This is a genomic window from Streptomyces sp. NPDC037288, assembly GCF_055603265.1.
Map to the genome: position 1 here is coordinate 121,271 of NZ_JBVJVY010000018.1, position 16,597 is coordinate 137,867.

The window sequence follows — 16,597 nt, forward strand, 5'->3', positions numbered from 1 at the left end:
TCAGGTCTCTTCCTCCACCACGTGGACCGCGGCCTCTTCCGCGCCTGCCGCTCCCCCGTCGATGCCCACGTCCTGGGCGATCTCCTCCTTGACGGTGTCGGGGTGGGCACCCTCGTCGGGGGCCACCAGGCGGCCCGCGCGGGAGTCGCCCGCCTCCGGGTCCACCGGCTCGCCCTCGCCGCCGGGCAGGTCGCCGATCTCGTCGCCTGCCGTCGGCTGCGCGTCCGGTACCTCCTGGGCGAGCCGTTCGTCGAGGGTCTCCCCCGCGTGCTGCTCGGCTGCGGTGGTGCCGTGCTTGGTGACGCCGAGGGGGCGTTCGGGCGGGGAGTAGCCCTCGTCGAGGACGTCGTCGTAGGTGCGCTCGTCGACCGCGTCCTGGAGGTCCAGGGGACCGGCGTCCTCCTGCTCCTCGTTGGTACCGGTGGGCTGGTAGGCGTCGTCCGCCATCGGGGTCTGTTCGGACTGCTGGTCGCTCATGGTCGCCTCCTTCGCGGCTCGCGGGCGGTCCCCGTCCGCGTTTCCCGCAGCCGGGTCGTTAACCCCGTCGGCGCACGATCGGGCCGACGTCAGGCGGAGACCATGCCCCGGCCCAGCCAGTCCCCGGTGTCCCGGACGCCGGGGAGGGCGAAGAAGTAGCCGCCGCCCGTCGGGGAGATGTAGTCGACCAGGGGCTCGTCGATCAGCCGGGTCTGCACGGCCTCGAACTGCCGCTTGACGTCCTGCTGGTAGCAGCAGAACACCAGGCCCATGTCGAGGTTGCCGACGTCGTCCACGCCCCGGTCGTAGTTGTAGCCGCGGCGCAGGATGCGGGAGCTGTCGGTCTTCGCGGTGCGCGGGTTGGCGAGGCGGATGTGGGAGTCGAGCGGGATCGCGGTGCCGTGCGGGTCCTTGGCGTAGTTGGGGACGTCGGTCTCCTGGGCGCCGTCGAGCGGGGCGCCGGTGTCCTTGCGGCGGCCGAACATCTTCTCCTGCTCGCTGAGCGAGACCCGGTCCCAGAACTCGACCAGCATCCGGATGATCCGGATGACCTGGTAACTGCCGCCCCGGGTCCAGGCGGGCTCGCCCTGGCCGTCGCCGACCCAGATCAGCTTGTCCGTCTCGCGGGCGGAGGTGACGTCCGGGTTGGCGATGCCGTCCTTGAAGCCGAGCAGGTTGCGCTGGGCGCCGGCGGGGCGCGGGGCGTTCTGGAAGCCGTCGACGCGCCACTTGATCTGCATCGCGCCCCGGGTGTGCCGGGCGATGTCGCGCAGCGCGTGCAGCACGGTGTCCTGGCTCTGGGCGCAGATCTGCAGGGAGAGGTCGCCGTGGCACTCGGCCGCGTTCAGGTTGTCGTTGGGGAAGGTCCGCATCGGGGTGAGCCGGGCGGGCCGGGCCTTGGCGAGGCCGTAACGGTCGTCGAAGAGGGAGGCACCGACGCCGACGGTCACGGTGAGGCGGTCCGAGGGGACCTCGGGGCCGAGGATGCCGTTGTCGGAGGGCGGCGCGCCGACGCCCAGGTCGGCGGGGGCACCGCCGGAGGTGAGGAAGCGGGCCCGCTCGGTGATGGTCTTCAGCAGCTCGGTCAGGCCCTTGCGGTCGTCGGCGATGACGTCCAGGGAGACGAAGGTGGCGGCGGCCGGTGCCGGGGTGATGATGCCGGCCTGGTGGGCGCCGTGGAAGGGGACCTTGGCGCTGCCGTCCGCGTTGGCGGTCCGGGCCTGGGCCGTGCCGCCGCTCTCACCGAGGGCGAAGCCGCCGCCGGCCAGGACCGCTCCGGCGGCTCCGGCGCCCAGGGCGGTCCGCACGAAGGAGCGGCGGGCGGGGCCGGCGGGGCAGGTCGGCGTGTCGGCGGTCGGCATCGTCGGGGTCCCTTCGGGGTGCTCGGGGTGCGGGTGCGCGGTGGTCATCAGGCGGACTTCCGGATCTCGAGGAGGTCCGGGACGGGGGCGAGGTCTTCCAGCAGTTGCCCGGTGGCACCGTCGAGGCGCTGCCTGTCGGCGGCTGCGAGCTTGTCGACGGGAGTCCAGTCGGTGCCGTGGTGGGCGGCGTCCAGGAGCTTCTGCAGGCGGGCGATGTCCGTGCCGACCGTCGGGAGCAGCCGGGGTGCGCGGGTGGTGAGCAGCGGCTTGAGCACGGTGAGCAGTTCGCGGGTGCCGGCGAGGTTGGCGTCGGCGGTGGCGAGGCCGGTGCCGCTGCCCTCGTCGGTGTCGCCGGTCAGCTCGAACTGGAGGGTGTTCTCCAGAATCTCGTGCGCGCGCAGCGGCAGGTCGCCGGGATCGAAGGCCTGGGCCGGGAAGGCCTTCCGCAGCCCTGCGGCGTCTGCGGCGAGCTGCCGGGCGGGGCCACGCAGACCGGCCGCGGACTCCCCGTGCCACAGGCCGTACTCGATCCGCAGGAAGCCGGTGAAGTCCTTGTCCCGCTCACCGTCCGGGAGTCCGTCGGCGCGGCCGTCGATCTTCTGGTCGTAGTCCTCGAAGGTGCCGTAGGCGGCGCCGAGGGAGGCGTAGGTGCGGTGGGCGGTGAGCCAGTCGGTGCGGGCCTTGTCCAGATGGCCGTGCTCGATGTCGTCGTCGAGGCTGTGCGTCTGGGTGACGAGGGTGCTCAGGCCCTGCTCGACGTACGTCTTGTACGCCTTCAGGGGTGTGGCGAGGTCCTGCTCGGAGACGGGGACGACCGGCTTGGCCGCGCCGCCGCCGCTCACGGTGACCGGCTGGGAGGTGACGGCTTTGCCGCCGGTCGGGACACAGCGCCAGGCGTAGGTGCCGCCGGCGACGGTGGCGACGAGGTCGCGGGTGGTGCCGGGGGCCAGGCCCTCGATCTCGCCGTAGACCGCGTCGGTGGACGGGTCGACCAGGTACACCTCGGAGGTCTTGCCGCCGGTGTTGTGCATCTGGAAGGTCTGCCGCCCCGGCTCGGGCGCGGTGAAGCCCTTGCCGCACTCGGTCTCGGAGACGGCGACCGTCTGGTCACCGGTGGGCTTGGGACGGGCGAAGGCGACGACGAGTCCGGCGATCACGGCGGGCACGGCGACGACGGCGGCCGGCACCACCCAGCCCGGCCGGCGCCGCTCGGGCCGGGCGGCCGCCGGCTCCCGCGCGGGCCGGTCCTTCGCCTGCTTCGGGGCCGTGCCCCGCACGCCGCGCACGAACAGGGTCATCACGACGGCCAGGTAGGCGACGTAGGCGACCACCTGGAGCCAGGTCATGGTCGGGGTGAGGTTGAAGACGCCCTGGACCAGGGTGCTGTACCAGGAGCCGGCGTCGACGCTGCCCGCGAGGTCGACCGCGTAGGCGGTCCTGCCCGGCAGCACGCCGCCCTCCTGGAGGTCGCGCAGGCCGTAGCCGAGGACGCCGGCGGCGATGACGATCAGGACGGCGCCGGTGGCGGTGAAGAACTTCGTCAGGTTGATCTTCAGGACGCGCCGGTACAGGCCCCAGCACAGCCCCGCCGCGAGGACGAGGCCGATGCCGGCGCCGGTCAGCGGTCCGGCCGACTCACCGGCGGCCTGCGCGGTGGTCCACAGGAACAGGGCCGTCTCCAGGCCCTCACGGCCGACCGCGAGGAAGGAGGTGAGGATCAGCACGCCGGAGCCCATGGCGAGGGCGCCGGTCACCTTCTCCTTCAGCTCGCCGGACAGGCTGCGGGCCGAGCGGCGCATCCAGAACACCATGGCGGTGACGAACGCGACGGCGATCACGCTGAGGGTGCCGCCGAACGCCTCCTGGGCGGTCTGCGGCATGGACGCGGCGGTGAAGGTGAGCACGGCGCCGAAGCTCATCGCCACGGCGACGGCGGCCAGCACACCGGTCCACACCTGGGGCAGCCGGGAGCGTGCCCCGGCTCTCACCAGGGTGGCGACCAGGATGGAGACGATCAGTCCGGCTTCGAGTCCCTCCCTGAGTCCGATCAGGAAACTCGGAAACGCGTCGTCCCACATGCCCTGCTGCCCTCCCTGGCACTTAGTGAAGGCATGCCTTACCTTCGCGGACCATCATGACGACGGCCGTGTAGTCAGCCGGTCATAAAGCGGCAATGGACGGGCAAAGGCCAGGAGCGCCTGCCACGGACCGTGCATCCGCGGCACCAAAACCGTCTACAAATGTGTAGTCGCATCTTGTCACCGGATCCGTCGTTGGATCCTCTCGTTGGACCTGTCAGTGGACCTGTCGTTGGATCTGTCGTTGGATCCTGTCGGAGAAAGGGCGTACGGCGATGGCCGCTCCCCCACCCCTGGTGTCTCAGCTCGCGGTCAACGTGCTCGACGCCCATTCCCTGCTCGCCGCCTTCGGCGTACTCGGCGTCGGTGTGGTGCTCTTCGCGGAGACGGGCCTGCTGATCGGGTTCTTCCTGCCCGGAGACTCCCTGCTGTTCACGGCGGGGCTGCTGTGCACGGGAGCGTCCGACCGGGGGTTGCACCTGTCGCTCGGGCCGCTGCTCGTCGCGGCGGCCGTCGGTGCCCTGGCCGGCTCCCAGTGCGGGTTCCTGCTCGGCCGGAAGGCGGGCGGCGCGCTGCTGGCCCGCAGCCGGTCGGCGAAGCTGCGCGAGGGCGCACGGCGGGCCGAGGAACTGCTGGGGCGGTACGGCCACGCGAAGGCGATCGTGCTGGCCCGGTTCGTCCCGGTGGTGCGCACGGTGCTGAACCCGATGGCGGGCGCGCTCGGCGTCCCGGCGCGGACCTTCACCCTCTGGCAGGTGGCGGGCGGGCTCGTCTGGAGCCTCGGCCTGACGCTCGGCGGCTACGCGCTGGGCTCCTCGATCCCGAACGTCGACCAGTACCTGCTGCCGGTGATCGCGCTGATCGTCCTCGCCTCCCTCCTTCCGGTCGCCGCCGAGGTGCTGCGCTCCCGCAAGGCGGCGAAGGAGGTCCGCGGATGAGGTCCGCGGATGAGGTCCGCCCCGCCGGCCGCGCAGGTCCGCTGCTCGCGGTCGGGAACCGGCCGGGACGGGGCGGCGGGCGGGATCGGGGTTCAGGCGGACGGCATGGCCTGCGGTCCGTCCGGGCGGGTGGTGCGCTGGTCGACCATCTCCCGGCTGAGTTCCTCGGTCTCCCGTTCCGGCAGCCGCTCGAAGCCGTCCGCGGTGATGACGCAGACGACGGGGAAGATACGGCGGTTCAGGTCGGGACCGCCGGTGGCCGAGTCGTCGTCCGCCGCGTCGTACAGCGCATGGAGCGCGGCGAGGGCGGCCTCACGGCGGGTGAGGCCCGGCCGGTACAGCTTCTTCAGGGCGCCGCGGGCGTACGGGGAGCCGGAGCCCTCGGCGTAGAAGTCCCGTTTCTCGTAGAGACCGCCGGCCGCGTCGAAGCCGAAGACGCGGCCGCGTCCGCCGTCGGGCGCCGTGAGGTCGTATCCGGCGAGCAGCGGGACGACGGCGAGGCCCTGCAGGGCCTGGGCGAGGTTCTGCCGGATCATGGCCGCGAGGCGCGTCGCCTTGCCGGCCAGGGTCATCGCGGTGCCCTCGATCTTCTCGAAGTGCGTGAGCTCGACCTGGTAGAGCCGCACCATGTCGACGGCGAGGCCGACGGTGCCGGCGAAGGCGACGGCCGTGAAGTCGTCGGCGGGGTGCACCTTCTCCAGGTCGCGCTGGGCGATGAGGTTGCCCATGGTGGCCCGCCGGTCGCCGGCTATGAGCACGCCGTCGCGGTAGCTGAGGGTGAGCACGGTGGTGCCGTGCGGAAACCGGTCGGGGGCCATGCGTACGCCCTCGGGCAGCGAGCGCGCGGTGGGCAGCAGCCCGGGTCGGTGCGCGGCCAGGAACTCGGTGAAGGACGACGTCCCCGGCGTGAAGAACGCCTCGCTCGGCAGCCCCGCGGTGTCGCTCCCCGCCATGGCTCTCCCCCTCGTGTGGCGGCACGTGACATCCGACTCCTACCTGCGGCGGGTGCGCCGGAAACCCCCCTTCCTCACAGAGCCTTGCGCCGCACCAGCACCCCGAGCACGAACAGCCCCGGGAGCAGCGGGAACCACACGGTCAGCAGCCGGTAGCCGAGCACGGCGGAGGCGGCGGCCACCGTGGGAGCGCCGGAGACGGTGAGGGCGAGGGCGAGCGCCGCGTCGAGGGAGCCGAGACCGCCCGGGGTCGGCAGCAACGCGGCGGCACTGCTCGCGGCGAGGTACAGCAGGGCCACCTGGAGCGGGGGCAGCGGCAGTGCGACCGCCCGGGTGACGGCGACGAGGACCAGACAGTGCAGCGCGGCGAAGGCGAGGGAGCCGCCCCACAGGGCAGCGGCCCGCGCGCGGCTGACGTGCAGGGCGCGGATGTCGGCCCGGACGGCCGACAGGGCCCGTCGGCACCGTCCCCACCAGGGGCTCGCCGGCAGGGCCGCGAGCAGGGCGAGGCCGCCCACGCAGACGGCGACGGCGGTGGGGCTCAGCCGCGGCAGGCGCAGCAGGCCGGGGCAGGCGGGGGCGAGCACGGCGATCAGCGTCAGGCGGACGGTGGCACCGGCGGTGGCCTTGACGGCGATGGCGCTGGCCGAGCGGCCCGCGGGCAGCCCGCAGCGCATCAGGAACCGCAGGTTGATCGCCGCCGCGCCGAGCCCGGCGGGCAGCAGGTGCCCCGCGGCGGAGGCGGCGAACTGGGCGGCGACCAACCGGAATCCGGGCAGCCGTCGTACCACCGCGCCCTGCTGGGCGAGCGCCGACGCCGCCCAGGTGCCGACGGCCGCCGCCGCGCCGGCCAGCAGCCAGCCCCGATCGGCGCCGGCCAGCCGCCAGGCCCCGTTCTCGAGGGCGGGCCAGTGCCGGCGGGCCAGATACAGCCCGCCGAGCAGGACGGCGAGCACCACGCCCGTGTGCCAGCAGGCACGGCGCCGGCCCAGGCAGGCGGCGAGGTGCGCCGGTGAGGTCATCGGCCGCTCTCGGGCACGGTGAAGTACAGCCGCCCGCCGTCGAAGGGCTCGGCCCGCCAGTCGCGGGCGTACCCGGGCGGCCCGGAGCCGGCGGGCACCAGTACGGCGACCGGGGCCCGCCGGGCGGTCCCGGCGATGGCGCTGTCGGTGCTGTTGGCGTTGTGCCCGCTGGTCGCGGCCGAGGCGCACCCGGCGTAGAACGCGATCGGGATGGCCTCGTTCCCGGTGAGCAGACAGGGCGGGCGGACACCGAGCCGGTGCAGGGCGGCGGCCGTGCGGGACCAGCCGCGGTGTTGCGCGGTGGTGGTGTCCACCGTGTGGACCAGGACGGCCAGTTGCACCGTGAGGTGGACGGCGAGTCCCAGGGCGAGAAGCGTGGCGACGACCGGGCGCCAGGGCCGGCGCGGTGCGCTGACCAGGTGGGTCAGGGCGTCGGCGACCGGGAGGGCGAGCAGCGCGTAGGCGGGCAGCAGGAACCGCGGGGCCGCGTAGTCGATCAGGAACAGGTAGGGGAAGGCGGCGGTCGCCGCGCAGGCGAACGGCAGCAGTGTGGCCGCCGTACGCCGGGCGCGGACGGCGACGGCGAGCCCGAGCACGGCGAGCAGGGGCAGGACGAACCACCAGGCGATGACCACCGGGTGGGGCAGGTCGCCGGTGCAGGGCCGGCACAGGGTCCGGCCGCCGAGGCTGCGCAGCTGGTCGGCGACGGCGAAGTGCCGGCCGAGGCCGCCCTGGATCGCCGAGGCGTCGGCCAGCCGGCGAACCGGGCCGCCGTAGCTGACACAGGCCTCGACGATCCACTCGGCGGCGCCGGCCGCGAGCCCGGCGAGCAGCACCGCGAGGGGCCGCCAGTGGCGGCGGGCGAGGGCGAGGGCGAGCAGCGGCAGCACCGCCCAGACGGCGTCCATGGGCCGCATCCAGGCCATGAGCGCGGCACTCGCCGCCAGGCCCCGGTACGGGGAACGCCCCTGGCCGGCGCGGGCGCGCAGGAAGCAGGCGACGGCGGCCAGGGCACCCACGGCCACCCAGTAGTTGGGCATGGCCTGCGGGCCGTAGAACAGGGTCACCCACAGGGAGGCGAACAGGGCGCCGGCGAGGGCTAGGACACGGGCCGGGAACAGGCCGCGCCACGCGCGCAGGGCCAGGAACAGGGCGAGTCCGGACAGGACCGCGAGGTAGATCCGCAGCAGGGGCGTCGAGGACGACCAGGAGGCGACGGGCGCGACGAGCAGGGAGACGCCCCGGGCGCGGGGTGCGCTGAAGAAGGCGGCGGGGGCATGGGCGCTGACCTGGCTGACGTAGACCGTCTCGTCCCAGCCGAGGCCCATGCCGGGCCGGACGAGGAGCAGTTGGGCCAGGGTGAAGGCCGCCGTCACAGCCGCGAGCGCGACCGGGCACCGGGTCCGCCGGGCGCCGCCGGACGTGTGGTGTGAGCGCTCGCGCCGCAGCCCGGCGAGCGTGGCGTGCGCGCTGCCGGCCATCATCACCCCTGTCCCTCGGCGTGCGGACCCCTGTCACCCCGCAGGGAAAACACCGCCAAACTATCCCAAAGGTCTGCCCGCAGCCGGACAGACGGGGCCATCCGGCCGACGGCACTACGCGCTGTAAGGTTGGGACATGGCTGGCACAGGGTCCCGCGGGAGGGCGGAGCGGCGCAGCGCCGGTGCGCTGGAGAGCGAGGTACTGGCCGCTCTCTGGGCGACCGAGCGGCCGTTGACCCCGGCGGAGATCCAGGCCGAGGTCGACGGCGCACTCGCCTACAACACGGTGCACACGATCCTCAAACGCCTCTATGACAAGGGGCTGGTACTGCGGGACGCCGACGGGCGGCGCGGCGCGTACCGTCCGGCGAAGAACGCGGCCGAGCTGACCGCCGAGGCGATGCACGAGGCCCTGGACCGGGGCCCCGACCCGATCGCCGCGCTTCAGCAGTTCGTGACCGGCCTGAGTCCCGATGAGGAGCGGGCGCTGCGCGAGCTGCTCGCCGGAGGCGGCGCATGACGTTCGACGTGTACGGCCCGCTGGTGCTGTCGCTGCTGCTGTCGGCGGTCGGGCCGGTGGTCGCCCGGCGGGTCGCTCCCGCGCTCGCCGCGCGCGTGCTGACCTCGGCGGCCGTGCTGACCGCCGTGGCCACCACCTGGTCGCTGGCCCTGCTGGCCGCCGCGCTCCTCGGGCACGTGCCGCCGGTGATCCGCGAGGCCCGCGAGGACGGGCGTCCGCTCACCGATCCGGTGCCCGAGGCGATCGGGCTCGCCGCGGGCCTGGCCCTGGTGGCGATCGCCCTGCGGGTGCGGCGGGCCGTACACGCCGAACTGCGCACCCGGCGGGCCCTGCGTCGGCTGTGCGCGGGGCATCCGGCGGACACCGAGCTGATCGTCGCCGCCTCCGCAACAGCGCAGGCGTTCGCGGTCCCGGGCCGTCCGGGCCGGATCCTGGTCACCTCGGCGATGCTGGGCGCGCTCGCGCCGGGCGAGCGGCGGGCGCTGCTCGCCCACGAGCGCGCCCATCTCACGCACCGGCACGGGCGGCTGGTGACGGCGGCCACGCTCGCCGCGGCGGCCAACCCGCTGCTGGCCCAGGTGCGTTCGGCCATCACGTTTCTCGTGGAGCGCTGGGCGGACGAGCAGGCGGCCACGGTCTGCGACCGGCGCACCACCGCCCGGGCGCTGGCCCGGGCCGCGCTCACCGCGGGCCGGGCCAGGCCGTGCCCGCTGGGCTTCACCGACCGGGCCGTCACCCGACGCATCGCGGCCCTTCGGACGAGCCCGCCCCCGAGGCTGTGGCCCGCCGCGCTGGCCGTCCTCCTGCTGGGCGCCCTCTCCGCCCTGCTCGCCGCCGACGCGACGGGCGACCTGCTGCGGCTGCTATCGGGCGCGCTGCACTGAAAGCGCCCCGAAGGGGCGCGAGGAACTGCGCGACCAGCCACGACGGCGCAGCGGACGACCGACGGCACATTCCGGCACTGTCTGCTCCTCGGCACTCCCCGCGGAGCGAGGCGCTCAACCCCCGTTCGGCGCGCGATGCAGCGGCTGCTCCGGTGCGGGCCGTCGTACCACCGGCGCAAGGGCCCGCACCGCCGGCTCGTCCGTACTCACGGTGAGCGGCTCCCCATGATGCCGCAGGCTCAACGGCGGCCCGTCCAGCAGCGCGTACGTCGCCTTGTCCGCGCCGATCTCCACGCGCAGCCTCCGGCCGCGGAACTCGACGTGGAAGGCGAGCCGGCTCAGCCGCTCGGGCAGGCGCGGCGCGAACCGCAGGCGCTCGCCGTCGCGGCGCATCCCGCCGAAGCCCGCCACCAGCGCCATCCAGGTACCGGCGAGCGAGGCGATGTGCAGCCCGTCGCGGGTGTTGTGCTCCAGGTCCTGCAGATCCATCAGCGCCGCCTCGGTGGTGTAGGCGTAGGCGAGGTCCAGATGGCCCACCTGGGCGGCGAGGACGGCCTGGCAGCAGGCCGACAGGGAGGAGTCCCGGACGGTCAGCGGCTCGTAGTAGGCGAGGTTCCGGGCGATCTGCTCCTCGTCGTGGTCCGCGTCGAAGTAGTCGCCGCACGTGTACATGGCCAGCACCAGGTCGGCCTGCTTGACGACCTGCTTGCGGTAGAGGTCGAAGTAGGGGAAGTGCAGCAGCAGCGGGTACTGGTCGGCGCGGGTGCCACCGAAGTCCCAGCGCTGGTAGCGGGTGAACCCGGCGTGCTGTTCGTGGACGCGCAGTTCCTCGTTGTAGGGGATGTGGATCGCCTCGGCGGCGTCCCGCCAGGAGGCTGCCTCCTCCGCGTCCACGCCGAGCCGGGCCGCCTCGCGCGGGTGGCGTTCGGTGGCGTCGGCCGCGGCGAGCAGGTTCTGCCGGGCCATGAGGTTGGTGTACGTGTTGTCGTCGGCGACCGCGCTGTACTCGTCGGGGCCGGTGACGCCGTCGATGTGGAAGGCGCCGTGCCCGTCGTGGTGGCCCAGCGAGCGCCACAGCCGGGCCGTCTCCACCAGCAGCTCCACGCCGGCCTCGCGCTCGAACACGGTGTCGCCGGTGGCCTCGGCGTACCGGACGACGGCGTCGGCTATGGCGGCGTTCACATGGAAGGCGGCGGTGCCGGCCGGCCAGTACGCCGAGCCCTCCGGTCCGGCGATGGTCCGCCAGGGGAACGCGGCCCCGGCGAGCCCCAGTTGGGCCGCGCGCTCACGGGCCTCGTCCAGGGTGCTGTACCGCCAGCGCAGCGCCTCGGCGACGGCCGCGGGCGCGGTGTGGGTGAGCACGGGCAGCACGAACATCTCGGTGTCCCAGAAGGCGTGCCCGTCGTAGCCGGAGCCGGTCAGGCCCTTCGCCGGGATGGCGCGCTGCTCGGCGCGGCTGCCCGCCTGCAGGACGTGGAACAGGGCGAAGCGGACGGCCTGCTGGACCTCCTCGTCGCCCTCCACCTCGACGTCGGCGCGGGCCCAGAAGTCGTCCAGACAGGCCCGCTGGTCCGCCAGCAGGCCCTGCCAGCCGTCGTGCGCGGCGGCGGCGAGCGCGGCGTCCACCTGGTCGGCCATCGCGGGCAGCGAACGGGCGCCGGACCAGCCGTGGGCGACCAGCTTCTCCATCCGCAGCGTCTGCCCGGGCTCCAGTACCGAGGTGACGGTCAGCCGGGCCACGTCGCTGCCGCTCTCGCTGCGGGTGGTGGTGCGCTCGGGGCCGCTGACGACGTGGTCGGCGGCCACGGCCACCCGCAGGCCGCTGCGCCGGGTGCGGTGCACCAGCCGCAGCCGGCTGCCGGAGGCGAAGTGGTCCTCCTGCTCCAGCGGTGACTGCAGTGCCATGGCCGCGCGCGGGTCGCCGTTGGACTCCGGCAGGGACTCGTTGGCGACCAGCTCGGACTGGATCACCACCCGGCTGCGGCAGCCGACGGCCTCCACCTCGTAGGCGATCGCGGCCACCGCGCGCTGGGTCAGCGACACCAGCCTGGTCGAACGCACCCGGACCGTGGAGCCCGCCGGGGAGGTCCACTCGCAGGTGCGCTCCAGAACTCCGCGGCGCAGGTCCAGGACCCGCTCGTGGGCGACGAGCCGGCCGTAGCGCAGGTCGAACGGCTCATCGTCGACGAGCAGCCGGACGATCTTGCCGTTGGTGACGTTGATGACCGTCTGGCCCGACTCCGGATAGCCGTAGCCGGCCTCCGCGTACGGCAGCGGATGCACCTCGTGGACACCGTTGAGGTAGCTGCCGGGCAGGCCGTGCGGTTCGCCCTCGTCGAGGTTGCCGCGCCAGCCGACATGGCCGTTGGACAGCGCGAACACCGACTCGCTCTGGGCGAGGACGTCGAGGGCGAGGGCGGTCTCCCGGACGGCCCACGGCTCGACGGCGTACGACCGGTCGGTGATCACTGCTTGCCTCCCAGCTCGGCGAGGTCCTTGACGACGACGCTCGCGCCGTGCGCGTACAGCGCGTCGGTCTGCCCGACCCGGTCCACGCCGACGACGTACCCGAAGCCGCCCGCGCGGCCCGCGTCCATGCCGGCCAGCGCGTCCTCGAAGACGGCGGCCCGCTGCGGCGCGACGCCCAGGTCGCGGGCGGCGGCGAGGAAGGTGTCGGGGTGCGGCTTGCCCGGCAGGTGCCGTTCGGCGGCGACCACCCCGTCGATCCGTACGTCGAAGAAGTGCTCGGCGCCGACGGAGCGCAGCACGTCCTGGCAGTTGGCGCTGGAGGAGACGATCGCCGTGCGCAGCCCCTCGGCACGGACGGCCTCCAGATAGCGCAGGGTGCCCTCGTAGGCCTCGACGCCGCCGGTGCGGATCCTCTCCAGCAGCAGGACGTTCTTGCGGTTGCCGAGGCCGTGCACGCTACGGGTGCCCGGTGGGTCCTCGGGGGTGCCCTCGGGCAGGTGGATGCCGCGCGAGTCGAGGAAGGCGCGGACGCCGTCGGCGCGGGGGCGGCCGTCGACGTACTCGTCGTAGTCGGCGACCGGGTCGAACGGCCGTCCCCGCTCCCCCTCGTAGTCCCGCAGGAACGCGTCGAACGTCTCCTTCCAGGCGGCCGCGTGCACGACGGCGGTCTTCGTGACCACCCCGTCGAGGTCGAAGAGACAGGCCTGGATCGTGTCGGGAAGACCGAGCTGAGTCATACCCAGCACTGTTCCCCCTGGGGCGCCGTCCAGTGAGTGGCGCACGCCACACAGCGCGCGAACTCCTGATGACACACTCTGCTGTGTGCCGCTGACCTTCGACGATCTCCTCGCCCGTGCCCGCGCGCTCCCCCGGGACGGCCGGCGCGCCCTGCTCGGCATCGCGGGCAGCCCCGGTGCGGGCAAGACCACCCTCGCCGAGCGTCTGGTGCGCGCCCTGAATGCCGACGGGCCGCCGTGGGCCGCGCACGTGCCCATGGACGGCTTCCACCTCGCCGACGCCGAACTGGACCGGCTCGGCCGCCGGAATCGCAAGGGGGCGCCGGACACGTTCGACGCGGCCGGGTACGCGGCGCTGTTGCGGCGGTTGCGCGAGGACACCGACGAGGTGGTGTACGCGCCCGGGTTCGAGCGGGTGCTGGAGCAGCCGATCGCGGGCGCGATCCCGGTGCCGCCGACGGCCCGGCTGGTGGTGACCGAGGGCAACTACCTCCTGGTGACGGAGGGTTCGTGGGCGCGGGTGCGGCCGTGCCTGGACGAGGTGTGGTTCTGCGAGACGGACGAGGCCGAGCGGATCGGCCGGCTGGTCGCCCGGCACGAGGAGTTCGGCAAGGACCACCAGACGGCCGTGGCCTGGGTACGGGGCACGGACCAGCGCAACGCCGACCTGGTGGCGGCGACGCGCGGGCGGGCGGACTTGGTGGTACCGGTCCCCTGAGCGCCCCCGAAGGCGCGTTTCCGTGCCTCGTGCGCCCCGCGTTCACCCGCCGACCGTGTGGAGCCCACCGGTGTGCTCGCCGCCCCGGCCTGGCTGCCGGCCACCGACGCGAAGGCCGCGGCGTCCCCCGCCGCGTTCGCGGACGACCGACGGAGCGACCTCGTCGCCCACCTCAGGCAGGGGACCGACGCGGTGGTCCGCGTCCTCGGCGGCTTCGCCCCGGTGTGGAAGACCGGCTCCGCCTGGAACACCGGCACCCCGCCGGGCCCGGAACGTGCTGCGCGCCGAAGACGCCCTCGGCCACGGGGACGTGCGCGTATCGGGCGGCATGCCGGGGGTGGCCGAACGGCCGCGGGTGCGCGGCGCGTTCGCGCAGGACGCGGGCACACCGGAGATCCCCGGCGCGTCGGCCGCAGGGCGCCGCTGACGGTCCGGCACCTGGTCGTGCCGGGCGGCTCGGCGGTGCCGTCGCTACGGCTCGACGCGGATCGGCCGCCGGCGGTGGCCGGCACCCTGCCGGTGCTGGACGCACCCGGCTGCGCGGCCGGTTCACCCGGATCGAGGTGAACTCCGACCGGCTGCGGGCCGTACCCGTGTACACGGCAGAAGGTCTGTCGGTACGACTCGTGGAGCGGTGACGCCTGCGGCGGCGGGAGCGGTGCGACAGTAGGGCCATGATCCGGCCCGCCGCCGTTCCCGCCGTCCCTCGGCCGGTGCCACCGCAGGGCGGATGATGGCGCGCGCACAGCACCTGGTTCTCACCCGGGAAACCCCGGCCGAGAGGCCGTCACGGCCGGCCCCCGGCCGCAGGTACGCCTGGATGCGCCGCCGCCGGCGGTGGCTGGTGCCGCTGCTGGCCGCGCTGCTGCTCGCGCAGATGGCCACGGCGATGGTCACCACGGCCGTCCAGCAGACTCCGACGATCGACGAGCCGGTGTACGTGGCGACGGCCACCGACTATCTGCGCGAGCACCGGATCCGCTACAACCCCGAGCATCCGCCGCTCGGCAAGCTGCTGATCGCGGCCGGTGTGTCGGTGGCCGGCCCGCACTACGACCCGTCGTACACCGGCACGCAAGGGGACGTGGGCCGGCATCTGCTGTACGAGTCCGGCAACGACCCCTGGCGGCTGATGTTCTGGTCCCGGCTGCCGGTGATCGTGCTGACGCTGCTGTTCGGGCTGGTCGCGTTCGCGTTCGCCCGCGAGTTGACGGGCACGGCGGGCGGTCTGGTGGCGCTCGCCCTGTACGCCTTCTCGCCCGACCTGATCGCGCATGGCTCGCTGGCCACGCTTGACGTGCCGATGGCCGGGTTCGTCCTGACGTCGGCCTGGCTGGTCTGGCGGGCCCGGCGGCGGCCCCTGCCGTACCTGCCGCTCGCCGGCGCGGCCCTCGGCGCGGCCGTGGCCACCAAGATGAGTGCGCTGCCGGCGGTACCGGTACTGATGGGCCTGGCCGCGCTGTCCGCCGTCACCGCGAGCCGGGGACGGATGGTGCGACCGGGGGGTGGGCCGGAGGAGAGCACGGTCCGCAGACGCCGGACCTCACCGACGGGCGCGCTGGACACCGGCACGGGCCGGGAACGGCGGGTCCAGCCGGGCGGGCCGCACACGAGCACCGGCCGGGGACAACAGGTCCCGCCGGGCACGCCGCACACGAACACCGGCCGAAGACCTCAGGTTCCGCCGACGGATATCCCGGGTATTCCGGACATCGGCACGGGCCCCGTGCGAGGAGTACCGCCGGGCAGGTCGGACGGGGGCGCGGGCCGGGAACGGCAGCTGCTCTCCGCGCTCGCGGGCGCGGTCGGCGAGCGTCGGCGAGCGGCCCTGAACACCCTCGCGGGCACGGCCGGCACTCGCCCCCGCAAGACCCTGCCCGGCCTCGCGAGCACGGCCGCCGGTACGCACCACCGCCGAGGTCTGTCTCTGCTCTCGGGTGCGTTCGGGGTCCCGCTCGCGGGACCGGTCGGCGGGCGGTGGCGGAAAGCGCTGTGGGCCCTCGCCGGGGCGGGCGTCGTGCTGCTGGTGGCGGTCGGGGTCGTCTGGGCCGCGTATCTGGCCGTCGATCCGCGTCTGCGGTTCAGCCCCGCCGAGCCCGTGCCGGCCCTGCACGGGCTGCACGGGCTCCTGGTGGACCTGCTGCCGGTGCCGGGCGCGTACCGGGCCGGTATGCGGGTGCAGTTCGGGCTGGAGAACCAGCCGTGGCAGGGCTATCTGTTCGGCCACCTGTACACCGGCGCGCTCTGGTACTACCTGCCGGCCGCCCTGCTGGTGAAGACGCCGCTCGGGCTGCTGGCACTGGGCGCGGCCGGTGCCGTGACGGTCGTGGCGCTGCGGCGGCTGCGGCCCGCGGCGCCGTATCTGCTGCTTCCGCCCGGGGTGCTCCTCGCGGCGGCCATGACGGGGTCCCGGGACTTCGGGACGAGGTACGCGCTGTGCGTGCCGATGTTCCTCGCGGTGGCGGCGGCCTGTGTGCCGCGGCCCGGCCGGCGGTGGACGGCAGCCGCGACGGCCGCGCTGGTGCTGCTCACGGCCGTGAGTTCGGCGCGGACGTTCCCTTACTACCTGCCGTACTCCAACGAGGCGTTCGGCGGCCCGGCGAACACCCATCGGCTGCTGCACGACTCCAACGTCGACTGGGGACAGGACCTGGGCCGGCTCGCCGACCGGCTCCGGCAGCGGTATCCGGACGAGCGGGTGTGGCTGGTGTACAAGGGCAGCGGCGTGCCGTCGTACTACGGCATCCACGCAGCCGATCCGCGGACGGTGCCGCCGGAGCGGGTGCACGGCCTGCTGGTGGTGTCGGACTCCGCGCTCGCCAAGGCGCGCGGACGGCTCGCCGAGCTGGTCCGCAGCAGCAGGCCGGCCGGTGGGGTGGGCAGTTCGATCAGCCTCTTCCGGCGCTGAACCTCCTGCTCAAGCCCCTGTTCACCACGGTCGGTGAGCTATGTTGAGTGC

Annotated in this window: 14 protein-coding genes; 6 read left to right on the forward strand and 8 right to left on the reverse strand. The window is 74.2% G+C overall.

Features of this window, described 5'->3' with window-relative positions:
• The 3 genes from ACZ7GZ_RS21415 to efeU all read right to left on the reverse strand — a co-directional run bounded on the left by ACZ7GZ_RS21415 (nt 1) and on the right by efeU (nt 3,916).
• The gene (locus tag ACZ7GZ_RS21415; protein ID WP_471026348.1) at nt 1–477 is read right to left on the reverse strand and encodes a DUF5709 domain-containing protein; all 477 of its coding nucleotides are present in this window, start codon (nt 475–477) and stop codon (nt 1–3) included.
• 89 nt (nt 478–566) lie between these two features.
• Nucleotides 567–1,838 carry an iron uptake transporter deferrochelatase/peroxidase subunit gene (gene efeB, locus ACZ7GZ_RS21420; RefSeq protein WP_471026419.1) on the reverse strand — a complete coding sequence of 424 codons (1,272 nt, stop codon included), beginning with the start codon at nt 1,836–1,838 and terminating at the stop codon, nt 567–569.
• Nucleotides 1,839–1,885: 47 nt separating this feature from the next.
• Entirely contained in the window at nt 1,886–3,916 is a 2,031-nt protein-coding gene (gene efeU, locus ACZ7GZ_RS21425) for an iron uptake transporter permease EfeU (RefSeq protein ID WP_471026350.1), read from the reverse strand.
• A gap of 275 nt (nt 3,917–4,191) precedes the next feature.
• Here efeU and ACZ7GZ_RS21430 point away from each other — a divergent pair, with 275 nt between their 5' ends.
• Nucleotides 4,192–4,854, forward strand: a complete 663-nt coding sequence (locus tag ACZ7GZ_RS21430) for a DedA family protein (RefSeq protein ID WP_471026351.1) — start codon at nt 4,192–4,194, stop codon at nt 4,852–4,854.
• Nucleotides 4,855–4,946: 92 nt separating this feature from the next.
• On the opposite strand, the gene prcB is transcribed toward ACZ7GZ_RS21430, so the two are convergent.
• From prcB to ACZ7GZ_RS21445, 3 genes are all read right to left on the reverse strand, one after another.
• Nucleotides 4,947–5,807 carry a proteasome subunit beta gene (gene prcB / locus ACZ7GZ_RS21435; RefSeq protein ID WP_471026354.1) on the reverse strand — a complete coding sequence of 287 codons (861 nt, stop codon included), beginning with the start codon at nt 5,805–5,807 and terminating at the stop codon, nt 4,947–4,949.
• Between the two features lie 74 nt (nt 5,808–5,881).
• A complete protein-coding gene (locus tag ACZ7GZ_RS21440) occupies nt 5,882–6,829 on the reverse strand; it encodes a lysylphosphatidylglycerol synthase transmembrane domain-containing protein (RefSeq protein WP_471026357.1) in 948 nt (315 codons plus the stop codon).
• The gene (locus ACZ7GZ_RS21445; RefSeq protein ID WP_471026422.1) at nt 6,826–8,310 is read right to left on the reverse strand and encodes a hypothetical protein; all 1,485 of its coding nucleotides are present in this window, start codon (nt 8,308–8,310) and stop codon (nt 6,826–6,828) included. The genes ACZ7GZ_RS21440 and ACZ7GZ_RS21445 overlap by 4 nt, the downstream gene beginning before the upstream one ends.
• A 136-nt stretch (nt 8,311–8,446) precedes the next feature.
• Between ACZ7GZ_RS21445 and ACZ7GZ_RS21450 the strand changes: the two genes are divergently transcribed.
• Both ACZ7GZ_RS21450 and ACZ7GZ_RS21455 read left to right on the forward strand, forming a co-directional pair.
• Nucleotides 8,447–8,830 carry a BlaI/MecI/CopY family transcriptional regulator gene (locus ACZ7GZ_RS21450; protein ID WP_471026358.1) on the forward strand — a complete coding sequence of 128 codons (384 nt, stop codon included), beginning with the start codon at nt 8,447–8,449 and terminating at the stop codon, nt 8,828–8,830.
• On the forward strand, nt 8,827–9,714 hold the full coding sequence (locus ACZ7GZ_RS21455) for a M48 family metalloprotease (RefSeq protein WP_471026361.1): 888 nt from the start codon (nt 8,827–8,829) through the stop codon (nt 9,712–9,714). Before ACZ7GZ_RS21450 ends, ACZ7GZ_RS21455 begins: the two co-directional genes overlap by 4 nt.
• A 114-nt stretch (nt 9,715–9,828) precedes the next feature.
• On the opposite strand, the gene ACZ7GZ_RS21460 is transcribed toward ACZ7GZ_RS21455, so the two are convergent.
• Nucleotides 9,829–12,183: a glycoside hydrolase family 65 protein gene (locus ACZ7GZ_RS21460; RefSeq protein WP_471026363.1), complete on the reverse strand. Its 2,355-nt coding sequence runs from the start codon at nt 12,181–12,183 to the stop codon at nt 9,829–9,831.
• Nucleotides 12,180–12,920: an HAD family hydrolase gene (locus tag ACZ7GZ_RS21465; RefSeq protein ID WP_471026365.1), complete on the reverse strand. Its 741-nt coding sequence runs from the start codon at nt 12,918–12,920 to the stop codon at nt 12,180–12,182. The genes ACZ7GZ_RS21460 and ACZ7GZ_RS21465 overlap by 4 nt, the downstream gene beginning before the upstream one ends.
• A gap of 85 nt (nt 12,921–13,005) precedes the next feature.
• Here ACZ7GZ_RS21465 and ACZ7GZ_RS21470 point away from each other — a divergent pair, with 85 nt between their 5' ends.
• The 3 genes from ACZ7GZ_RS21470 to ACZ7GZ_RS21480 all read left to right on the forward strand — a co-directional run bounded on the left by ACZ7GZ_RS21470 (nt 13,006) and on the right by ACZ7GZ_RS21480 (nt 16,546).
• Nucleotides 13,006–13,638: a nucleoside/nucleotide kinase family protein gene (locus tag ACZ7GZ_RS21470; RefSeq protein WP_471026367.1), complete on the forward strand. Its 633-nt coding sequence runs from the start codon at nt 13,006–13,008 to the stop codon at nt 13,636–13,638.
• Nucleotides 13,639–13,695: 57 nt separating this feature from the next.
• A complete protein-coding gene (locus ACZ7GZ_RS21475; RefSeq protein WP_471026368.1) occupies nt 13,696–14,205 on the forward strand; it encodes a hypothetical protein in 510 nt (169 codons plus the stop codon).
• Between the two features lie 253 nt (nt 14,206–14,458).
• Nucleotides 14,459–16,546 (forward strand): phospholipid carrier-dependent glycosyltransferase, encoded by a 2,088-nt coding sequence (locus ACZ7GZ_RS21480; protein WP_471026370.1) that lies wholly within the window; start codon nt 14,459–14,461, stop codon nt 16,544–16,546.
• Nucleotides 16,547–16,597: the final 51 nt, after the last annotated feature.